At 32.0% G+C, this 10,256-nt stretch carries 8 protein-coding genes; 7 read left to right on the top strand and 1 reads right to left on the bottom strand.

Translation table 11 applies throughout. The annotated features are described in order from the left end of the window. Positions 1 to 166: 166 nt before the first annotated feature. The 5 genes from thrS (at position 167) to Q4586_RS11915 (ending at position 4,093) form a co-directional block, all read left to right on the top strand. Positions 167 to 2,113 (top strand): threonine--tRNA ligase, encoded by a 1,947-nt coding sequence (gene thrS / locus Q4586_RS11935; RefSeq protein WP_303529213.1) that lies wholly within the window; start codon positions 167 to 169, stop codon positions 2,111 to 2,113. A gap of 72 nt (positions 2,114 to 2,185) precedes the next feature. Then, positions 2,186 to 2,704, top strand: a complete 519-nt coding sequence (infC, locus tag Q4586_RS11930) for a translation initiation factor IF-3 (RefSeq protein WP_084442970.1) — start codon at positions 2,186 to 2,188, stop codon at positions 2,702 to 2,704. 45 nt (positions 2,705 to 2,749) lie between these two features. Beyond that, positions 2,750 to 2,947: a 50S ribosomal protein L35 gene (gene rpmI / locus Q4586_RS11925; RefSeq protein ID WP_028891165.1), complete on the top strand. Its 198-nt coding sequence runs from the start codon at positions 2,750 to 2,752 to the stop codon at positions 2,945 to 2,947. Positions 2,948 to 3,054: 107 nt separating this feature from the next. Continuing rightward, complete coding sequence (gene rplT, locus Q4586_RS11920; RefSeq protein WP_068701169.1) at positions 3,055 to 3,399, top strand: 50S ribosomal protein L20; 345 nt, start codon at positions 3,055 to 3,057, stop codon at positions 3,397 to 3,399. A gap of 94 nt (positions 3,400 to 3,493) precedes the next feature. Further along, positions 3,494 to 4,093 carry a hypothetical protein gene (locus Q4586_RS11915; RefSeq protein WP_303529208.1) on the top strand — a complete coding sequence of 200 codons (600 nt, stop codon included), beginning with the start codon at positions 3,494 to 3,496 and terminating at the stop codon, positions 4,091 to 4,093. A 74-nt stretch (positions 4,094 to 4,167) separates the two neighbouring features. Here Q4586_RS11915 and Q4586_RS11910 read toward each other — a convergent pair whose 3' ends face one another. After that, positions 4,168 to 5,844: a formate--tetrahydrofolate ligase gene (locus Q4586_RS11910; protein ID WP_303529205.1), complete on the bottom strand. Its 1,677-nt coding sequence runs from the start codon at positions 5,842 to 5,844 to the stop codon at positions 4,168 to 4,170. 206 nt (positions 5,845 to 6,050) lie between these two features. Here Q4586_RS11910 and secDF point away from each other — a divergent pair, with 206 nt between their 5' ends. Together secDF and Q4586_RS11900 are read left to right on the top strand one after the other, a co-directional pair. Continuing rightward, positions 6,051 to 9,029, top strand: coding sequence for a protein translocase subunit SecDF (gene secDF / locus Q4586_RS11905; RefSeq protein ID WP_303529202.1), 2,979 nt, complete (start codon positions 6,051 to 6,053; stop codon positions 9,027 to 9,029). A gap of 87 nt (positions 9,030 to 9,116) precedes the next feature. Continuing rightward, on the top strand, positions 9,117 to 10,235 hold the full coding sequence (locus Q4586_RS11900) for an adenylate kinase (protein ID WP_084442972.1): 1,119 nt from the start codon (positions 9,117 to 9,119) through the stop codon (positions 10,233 to 10,235). Positions 10,236 to 10,256 lie beyond the last annotated feature (21 nt).

Raw genomic sequence — 10,256 nt, 5'->3', positions numbered from 1 at the left:
TTTGCTTGGTAAAGCTAAAAAGCGAGGAGTGAAAGCCCGACAATTTTTGCGAAAAATTGTCGCGCCATAAAAATAACAAACTTATATTGTATTAAAAACGCTTTTGCAATACCTTTGCTTTTTGAAAATTTCCACTTGTAAGGAAATTAAACGTAACATATATACAATGATTAAAATTACATTACCCGACGGAAGCGTCAGAGAGTTTGAAGTAAACAGCACACCAATGGATGTTGCTAAAGATATAAGTGAAGGTTTTGCTAGAAATGTTATTTCAGCAAACTTTAATGGTAGAACTATCGAAACTACCACCCCGCTTACCAGCGATGGCTCTTTAATACTATATACTTTTAACGATGAAGGCGGAAAAAAAGCTTTCTGGCATTCATCGGCACACGTATTAGCGCAAGCTATCTTAACATTTCATCCGAATGCTAAATTAACTATTGGTCCTGCTATTGATAATGGGTTTTATTATGACATTGATTTAGGAGAAAAGACAATTTCTGAAAAAGACTTTTCAGAAATTGAAAAGAAATTTTTAGAATTAGCCCGCGGTAAACATGAATTTAAACTTCGATCAATTTCTAAAGCTGATGCTTTAGCTTATTATAAAGAAGAAGGAAATGAATATAAAGTTGAATTAATTGAAAATTTGACTGACGGAGAAATTACTTTTTGTGATCATAGCGATTTCACTGATTTATGTAGAGGTGGTCATGTACCACATACTGGTATTATAAAAGCTATAAAAGTGATGAATGTTGCTGGGGCTTACTGGAGAGGTGATGAAAAAAACAATCAGTTAACTCGTATATATGGTATTTCTTTTCCTAAGCAAAAAATGCTTACTGAGTATTTAGAGTTATTGGAAGAGGCTAAAAAACGCGACCACAGAAAACTTGGTAAAGAGCTAGAACTTTTTACTTTTTCTCAAAGAGTTGGACAAGGGCTACCATTATGGTTACCGAAAGGAGCTGCTTTACGTAGCCGTTTAGAAGACTTTTTAAAAGTTGCTCAAAAAAAAGCAGGATATGAAATGGTGATGACGCCACATATTGGACAAAAAGAACTATATGTTACCTCTGGACATTATGCCAAATATGGCGAAGATAGTTTCCAACCAATAAAAACTCCAAAAATGGATGAAGAGTTTTTATTAAAACCTATGAACTGTCCGCACCACTGTGAAGTTTACAACTTTAAACCACACTCTTATAAAGATTTACCAAAGCGTTTTGCTGAATTTGGTACTGTTTACAGATACGAACAAAGTGGAGAACTACATGGACTAACTCGTGTAAGAGGTTTTACACAAGATGATGCACATATTTTTTGTACTCCTGAACAATTAGATGAAGAGTTTAAAAACGTTATTGATTTAGTGCTATATGTTTTTGGGTCTTTAGGATTTAAGGATTTTACTGCACAAGTATCTGTAAGGGATCCTGAAAATCCTGACAAATATATTGGAGATGTTGAAAACTGGGAAAAAGCTGAGCAGGCAATTATAAATGCATCAAAAGACAAAGGTTTAGATTTTGTTATTGAAGAAGGTGAAGCTGCTTTTTACGGACCTAAGTTAGACTTTATGGTAAAAGATGCCTTAGGAAGAAGTTGGCAACTTGGAACCATTCAAGTAGATTACAATTTACCAGAGCGTTTTGACTTAAATTATAAAGGAAGTGACAACGAATTACACCGACCAGTAATGATTCACCGCGCACCTTTTGGATCAATGGAACGATTTATCGCTGTTTTATTAGAGCATACAGGAGGTAATTTTCCGCTTTGGTTAACTCCAGAACAGGTTATTATACTGCCAATCAGTGAGAAATATCAAAAATATACTAAAAAAGTTTTAACTTTGTTAGAAAATTCCGAAATTCGCGCCCTCGTGGACAACCGAAGTGAAAAAACAGGAAGGAAGATTCGTGATGCCGAAGTTAACAAAATACCATTCATGGTTATTGTTGGTGAAAAGGAAGAACAAGACGGCACGGTATCTGTAAGAAAACACGGAGAAGGAGACATAGGAACTTTTTCAATTGAAGAATTTGTATCTTTAATTCAAAAAGAAGTAAGTAAAGTACTGGTTCCTTTTGGAAACTAAAAATAGATAATAATTTTAAATTCATAAGTTATAGCAATTAGAAGAAGAGGCGGACGTAGACCGCTCAGAGTAATCAAAGAAGATCAACATAGAATTAATGAAAAAATTAGATATGTTGATGAAGTTCGTCTTGTAGGCGAAAACATTGAGATAGGTGTTTATCCTTTGGAAAAAGCCAAAGAAATAGCACGCGAACAAGAACTAGATTTAGTTGAAATTTCACCTAAAGCTGTTCCTCCTGTTTGTAAAGTTATTGATTATAAAAAGTTTTTATACGAACAAAAGAAACGTGATAAAGCTTTAAAATCAAAAGCTACTAAAGTTACCGTAAAAGAAATTCGTTTTGGACCACAAACTGATGAGCATGATTATGAATTTAAAAAGAAACATGCTATTAAGTTTTTACAGGACGGTGCTAAATTAAAAGCATTTGTTTTCTTTAAAGGACGTTCGATTGTCTTTAAAGAGCAAGGGCAGATTTTACTATTAAAATTAGCACAAGAATTAGAAGACTATGGTAAAGTAGAACAAATGCCTAAGTTAGAAGGAAAACGTATGATTATGTTTATTGCTCCTAAAAAGAGTAAATAATAAAATCATTCACAATATATAAGCAAGATAAACTAAAGAACAAAGATGCCTAAAATCAAAACAAAGTCTAGTGCCAAAAAACGTTTCAAGTTAACAGGTTCTGGAAAGATCAAAAGAAAGCATGCGTTTAAGAGTCACATCTTAACAAAGAAGTCTAAAAAACGTAAGCTAGCTTTAACACACGCAACATTAGTACACAAGTCTGATGAAGCAAACATTAAGCAACAACTAGTTTTAAAATAATCGTTAAAACTAATTTGTTAGCCAGGGAATTTAATTATTAACCATGGAGTTAGGCTCAATAAAGTATTGATTAATTTCAATCGCCTACTACAAAAAACATTTGAATTATGCCAAGATCAGTAAATTCAGTAGCCTCAAGAAGAAGAAGAAAAAAAATCTTGAAGGCAGCAAAAGGTTACTTTGGAAGACGTAAAAACGTTTACACAGTAGCAAAAAATGCGGTAGAAAAAGCGATGACATATGCGTATCGTGACCGTAAAAACAATAAGAGAAACTTCCGTTCATTATGGATTCAGCGTATTAACGCAGGAGCTCGTCAGTTTGGAATGTCTTACTCTCAGTTTATGGGGAAAGTAAAAGCTAATAATATCGAATTAAACCGTAAGGTTTTAGCCGATTTAGCTATGAACAACCCAGAAGCTTTTAAGGCCATTGTAGAAAAAGTAAAATAAGTTTCATAACCTTGCTTATACTAAAAACCCAAACTTAAACGTTTGGGTTTTTTTAAACCAATTAGTTATCAATACATATATAATATTCTTACCTATGAAAATTTTAAGAATCCTATTACTAGCACTTTTAGTGCAAAACATCTCTGCTCAAAGCCGTTTATCGAAAACAGAAGTAGAAGCGTTACCAAATACAATAGAAAACCAGTTTACTAAAATTTATAGATTATCTAATAACTGGCAAGAATATAAAATGATTAAGCGTACGCATTTTACGAGTTTTCAAAAAAATATACTTGATAGCATTTCTACTATAAAAAAAGATATTGTAACAAAGCAGCTTAAAATAGATGAACAGTTAAAAAACGCAACTCTTTTAAAAAATGAAATTATTACTTTAAAAGACAACCTTGCTACTTCAATAAAAAAAGAAGATGCGTTTTCTTTTTTAGGAACATTCTTAGATAAAAACACCTATAACACAATTCTTTGGAGTATTATTTGCGGGTTATTAGCTGGACTTGCTTTTTTTATTTTTAAGTTTAAAAGTAGTTATTTTGTAATTAAAGAAACAAAAAATGCCTTGACAGATGTTGAAGATGAACTCGAACAATACAAAAGAAATGCTATTGATAAAGAACAAAAATTAAGACGACAATTACAAGATGAAATTAATAAACAACGTGGAGTTAATTAATTTTTACAACAAAATAAAAACAACAAATCCTGAGTTTTAGCTCAGGATTTGTTGTTTTTATAGATAAGCTAATTTTATGACAACCCTGAAATTACTCCATGACTATCAATACTCATATTCTCTGAAGCTGGAGTTGCTGGTAAGCCTGGCATACGCATCATTTTTCCTAAAATAGGAATTACAAATTGTGCTCCCGCTGCAATTTCAATTTCACGAACATTAATTGTAAATCCTTCTGGTCTCCCTATCAATTTATCATCATCAGAAAAAGATTTTTGAGTTTTTGCCATACAAACTGCAAAATCATTAAACCCTAATCTATCAATTCTACGTAAATTTAATGCTGCTTTTTTATCATAAGTAACAGCATCGGCTCCATAAATTTCTTTTGCAATCTTTTCTATTTTATCTTTCACTGGGCTTTTCCAATCGTACAAAGGTTTAAATTTTGTTGCTTTATTTTCAACCACATTAACTACAGCTTTTGCAAGATTTTTAGTTCCTTCGCCACCTTTTGCCCATCCTTCAGAAACGACAGCTTCGACACCTAGCTTTTTACACGCATCAATTACAAAACTTACTTCTTCGTCTGAATCAGAAATAAATGAGTTAATTGCAACTACTGGCTCAATATTAAACTTACGAATATTCTCAATATGTTTTTCTAGATTTTTGAATCCGTCTTGAACTTTCACCAAACTAGGTGTATTGTACTCCTCTTTCTTAGCTCCACCATGGTGACGTAATGCTCTTATTGTTGCCACTAATACAACACACTTTGGATTTAATCCTGCGTATGCAGATTTAATATTTAAAAACTTTTCAGCACCTAAATCTGCACCGAAACCTGCTTCAGTGACCACATAATTAGATAATGATAATCCCATTTTGGTTGCAATAATCGTATTTGTTCCTTGTGCTATATTAGCAAATGGACCTCCATGAATAATAGCAGGGTTTCCCTCTAGGGTTTGTACTAAATTTGGTTTAATTGCATCTTTTAATAAAATAGCCATGGCATCTTGAGCCTTTAAATCGGCTGCAAAAACTGGTTTTTTATCAAAAGTAAATCCTATAAAAATATTTCCTAATCGTTTTTTTAAATCATCAAAATTTATCGCCATACAAAGTATTGCCATTACTTCGGATGCTGGTGTGATGTTAAATCCATCCTCACGAGGAATACCATTTGCTGTTCCTCCTAGCCCAATAGTTATTTGGCGTAACGCACGATCATTCATATCAATAACGCGTTTCCATAAAACAGTACGTGGGTCAATATTTAAATTACCTACCTTACTTTGTAAATTATTATCTATTAATGCAGATAAAAGATTGTTTGCTTTTTCGATGGCGTTAAAATCTCCTGTAAAATGCAAGTTAATATCTTCCATTGGTACTACTTGAGAATAACCTCCACCAGCTGCTCCTCCTTTAATACCAAACACTGGTCCTAAAGATGGTTCACGCAAAACAACTGTAGCTTGCTTATTAATTTTATTTAATCCTTCGGTTAAACCAATAGAAACTGTTGTTTTTCCTTCGCCAGCTGGGGTTGGTGTTAAGGCAGTTACTAAAACTAAATTATTATTATTAATATTTTTATCATCAATTAAATTTAGTGGCAATTTAGCTTTGTATTTACCATACATTTCTAAATCATCTTCTTGTACTTGCAACTTATTTGCTATGTACTTAATATGTTGTAAATCTTTTGCTTGAGCTATCTCAATATCGGTTAAATGCGCCATAGCGAATTGTATAATTTTATGTGATTATTTATGCTTTAAAAAACAAGTAAATATACATAATACAATCCTTATAAAAACTGATAATTGTTAGCATTTTTTAACTAAACATAGCGTAAACAGATAAATATGATAAAAGAATTGGCAAATCTTTTTTGAAATACTATATTTGCACGTTTTAAAAAAGAACTCGAATTAAATTATTATAGATGCAAAACAAAGGTCTTATTAAATTATTTGCTGTCCTTTTCGGATTAGTAAGTTTATACCAATTGTCGTTTACATTTTTTGCTAACAAAGTAGAAGACAACGCAAAAGTATATGCGAAAGAAAACGTTAAAGATAACAACGGTAGAGCGTTAGCTAAATTCGAGAGAAAATATCTTGATAGTGTAGCTAATGATGAAGTAGTAAATTTAGGTGTTTCTAAGTACACTTATAACGACATTAAGGAGCGTGAAATGAACCTTGGTTTAGACTTAAAAGGTGGTATCAACGCAATTTTACAAGTGTCTGTTAAGGATATTTTAGTCGCTTTAGCAAACGATTCAAACAACACTGTTTTTAGAAAAGCTTTAGCAAATGCAAATGAAGCTCAAAAGGCTAGTCAAGATAATTACTTAGATTTATTTTTTAATGAATTTGAAACGTTAAGTAACGGAAGCGTTAAGTTAAGTGACCCTGCAATATTCGGAACAAAATCTTTACGTGAAAAAATCGATTTTAATAAAACGAATGCTGAAGTAAAAGAAGTTCTTCAAGAAGAAATTAATACCTCTATCAATACCTCTTTTGAAGTATTACGTAGTCGTATTGATAAATTTGGGGTAACACAACCAAGTATTCAACGTATTGGTACTTCTGGTAGAATTCAAATTGAATTGGCAGGAGCTAAAGATATTGAGCGTGTTACTAAATTAATTACAAGTACTGCTGAATTACAATTTTGGGAAGTATATACAAATGCTGAAATTCAAAACTTTTTCTTTGCTGCAAATGCAAAGGTTGCTGAGTTATTAAAAGATGATTCAACTACTAAGGTTGCCAAAGATTCAACGAAAGCTGATGATATTGATGATTTATTAGGAGAAACTGCTGATTCTACAAAAGTTGAAAACCAAAAAAACTTATTTACCTACTTATTTCCAAACGTAGCTCAAAACCAACAGCAAATGAGCTCTTTAGTTGCACAAGCTAAAGTACAAGATACTGCTAAGGTAAATAGCTTATTAGCTAATAAAAGTGTAAGAGCTTTATTACCTGCAAATTTAAAATATGTTAAGTTTTTATGGGATTATAAAGCACAAACTGGCGCTGATGGATCTGCTGAAATTATTGGTTTATATGCAATAAAATCTAACAGAAATGACAAAGCTGCCATTGATGGTGATGTAATTGCAGATGCAAAACAAGATTTCAATGAAGTAAGCAAGCCTGTTGTTTCTATGTCAATGAATGGTGTAGGATCTAAAAAATGGGCTAAATTAACTGGTGATAACACTGGTCGTTTTGTGGCTGTTGTATTAGATGACTATGTATATACCGCACCATCTGTTCCTGGAGCAATTACAGGAGGTCAAACTCAAATTTCTGGAGGATCAATGACTGTTGAAGAAGCACAAGATATTGCTACAGTATTAAAAGCCGGTAAATTACCTGCTCCTGCAAGAATTATTCAAATGGAAGTTGTTGGACCATCATTAGGTCAAGAATCTATTGACGCAAGTATTTGGTCATTCGGATTAGCAATTTTCTTAATATTAATTTGGATGGTTTTATACTACGGTAAAGCAGGTTTATTCTCAAACATTGCACTTTTAGTAAACATCTTATTCATATTCGGATGGTTAGTATCGTTTAATGCTGTATTAACATTACCTGGTATTGCTGGTATTATCTTAACAATAGGTATGTCGGTAGACGCGAACGTAATTATTTTTGAAAGAATTAAAGAAGCCTTAAGAGGTGGTAAAGATGTAAATACCGCTGTTAGTGAAGGATTTAGTTTTAAAGGAGCTTTATCAGCAATTATCGATGCAAACATTACTACTTTCTTAACAGGACTTATCTTATTTGTTTTTGGTACAGGACCAATTAAAGGTTTTGCTTATACCTTAATGCTAGGTATTGCAACTTCTTTATTTACAGCTATTTTTATTACTCGTTTATTTATAGATAGTACAGTTAACAAAGGAACAAACTTAACATTTAATACAAAAATTTCTAAAAACTGGTTTAACAACATTAATATCGAGTTTTTAAAGAAGCGTAAATTAGCTTACATTATTTCAGGATTCTTTATCCTAGTTGGATTAATATCTATCTTTACTTTAGGATTAAAACAAGGAGTTGATTTTAAAGGAGGACGTTCATACGTTGTTCGTTTTGATCAGGCAATGAATGCAACTGAAGTTGCCTCTTCTTTACAAGGTGCTTTTGAAGCTGCTCCTGAAGTTAAAACCTATGGTTCTGATCATCAATTAAAAATTACTACTACTTTTAAAATTGATGAAGAAGGTACTGAGGTTGACGAACAAGTTCAGAATGCTTTATATACCGGATTAAAATCATATTTAGGTACTACTTCTTACGAAGATTTTAAACCAGGGTTTGAAAAAGTTGGTAGCGGAATTATGAGCTACATGAAAGTAGAACCTACTATTGCTGATGATATTAAAAAATCTGCATTATGGGCCGTAATCGGATCATTACTTGTAGTATTCTTATACATTTTATTGCGTTTTAGAAAAATGTCATACTCTATTGGTGCAGTATCAGCAGTATTTCACGATGTATTGGTAGTATTAGGAGTGTTTTCTATCTGTTACAAATTCATGCCTTTTGATATGGAAATCGGGCAATCATTTATCGCAGCCATCTTAACAGTTGTTGGATACTCACTAAATGATACCGTGGTAATTTTTGATAGAATTAGAGAATATGCTGATAACAGCAACTCTTTAACTGCTGGTTTAGTAGACAAAGCTTTAAGTAGTACTTTAGGAAGAACAATTAATACCTCTTTAACTACTTTATTAGTAATGTTAGCAATCTTCTTCTTTGGAGGAGACAGTATTAAAGGATTTATGTTCGCGCTAATCGTAGGGGTAGTTGTAGGTACCTACTCTTCATTATTCGTAGCAACACCAATTATGTTTGATTCTTCTAAAAAAGAAGAGAAAAAATAAAACTATAATATATTTTACAAAAACCGTTTTGAATAATATTCAAAACGGTTTTTTCATTTACAATCAAGCAACTATCTTTGCAGTCTGATGAAAATTACAAAACTACACGATTTATATTTTAAGGAATTCATTTCAACAAATGAACTTTCTGATATTATTAAAAGATTAGCGCAACAAGTAAAAAAAGATTTACCGAAAGATGAAGTTCCATTATTTGTAGGAATTTTAAACGGATGCTTTGTTTTTACTGCCGATTTTTTACGAGAATATAAAGGTGATTGCGAAATTAGTTTTGTAAAATTAGCATCTTACGAAGGAACAACATCAACCGAAAAAGTAAAAAAACTCATCGGTATTAATGAAGATTTAACAAACCGAACAGTTGTTATTTTAGAAGATATTATTGACACAGGTGCTACTTTACAAGATATTTACGAAATATTCAAAACAAAAAATATAAAAGAACTAAAAATAGTTACTCTTTTTTACAAACCAGATGTATATCGTAAAGAACTACATATAAATTATATCGGAAAAAGTATTGAAGATAAATTTATCGTCGGTTACGGATTGGATTACAACGGTTATGGTAGAAATTTACCCGCTATTTACCAACTAACAACACAACCCAAAATGACAAATATTGTATTATTTGGCCCTCCTGGTGCCGGAAAAGGAACACAAGCCGATTTATTAAAAGAAAAATATAATTTAGTACACATTTCTACAGGAGATGTTTTCCGTTTTAATATTAAAAACGAAACTGAATTAGGTTTATTAGCAAAAACATATATGGATGACGGTAATTTAGTACCTGATGAAGTAACTATTAATATGTTAAAGGCTGAAGTAGAACGAAATGCAGGTGCAAACGGATTTATTTTTGATGGTTTTCCAAGAACTGAATCACAAGCTAAAGCTTTAGATGCTTTTTTAGCTGAAAAAAATGAGCGTATTAACGGAATGGTTGCTTTAGAAGTTTCTGAAGACTTATTAGTTGAACGCTTACTGGAAAGAGGAAAAACAAGTGGAAGAACTGATGATACTGATGAAGGTAAAATTAGAAACCGTTTTAACGAGTACAATACTAAAACAGCTGTTTTAAAAGATTTTTACCAAGAACAAGGTAATTATTACGGAGTAAACGGAGTAGGCTCTATAGAGGAGATTACACAACGTTTATCAGCCGTGTTTGATACATTATAATTTACATAAAGAGAAAACACT

The organism is Tenacibaculum soleae (assembly GCF_030549005.1).
In the GTDB taxonomy this organism is placed as follows: Bacteria; Bacteroidota; Bacteroidia; order Flavobacteriales; family Flavobacteriaceae; genus Polaribacter; species Polaribacter soleae.
This window is presented reverse-complemented; position numbering and strand designations above follow the sequence as displayed.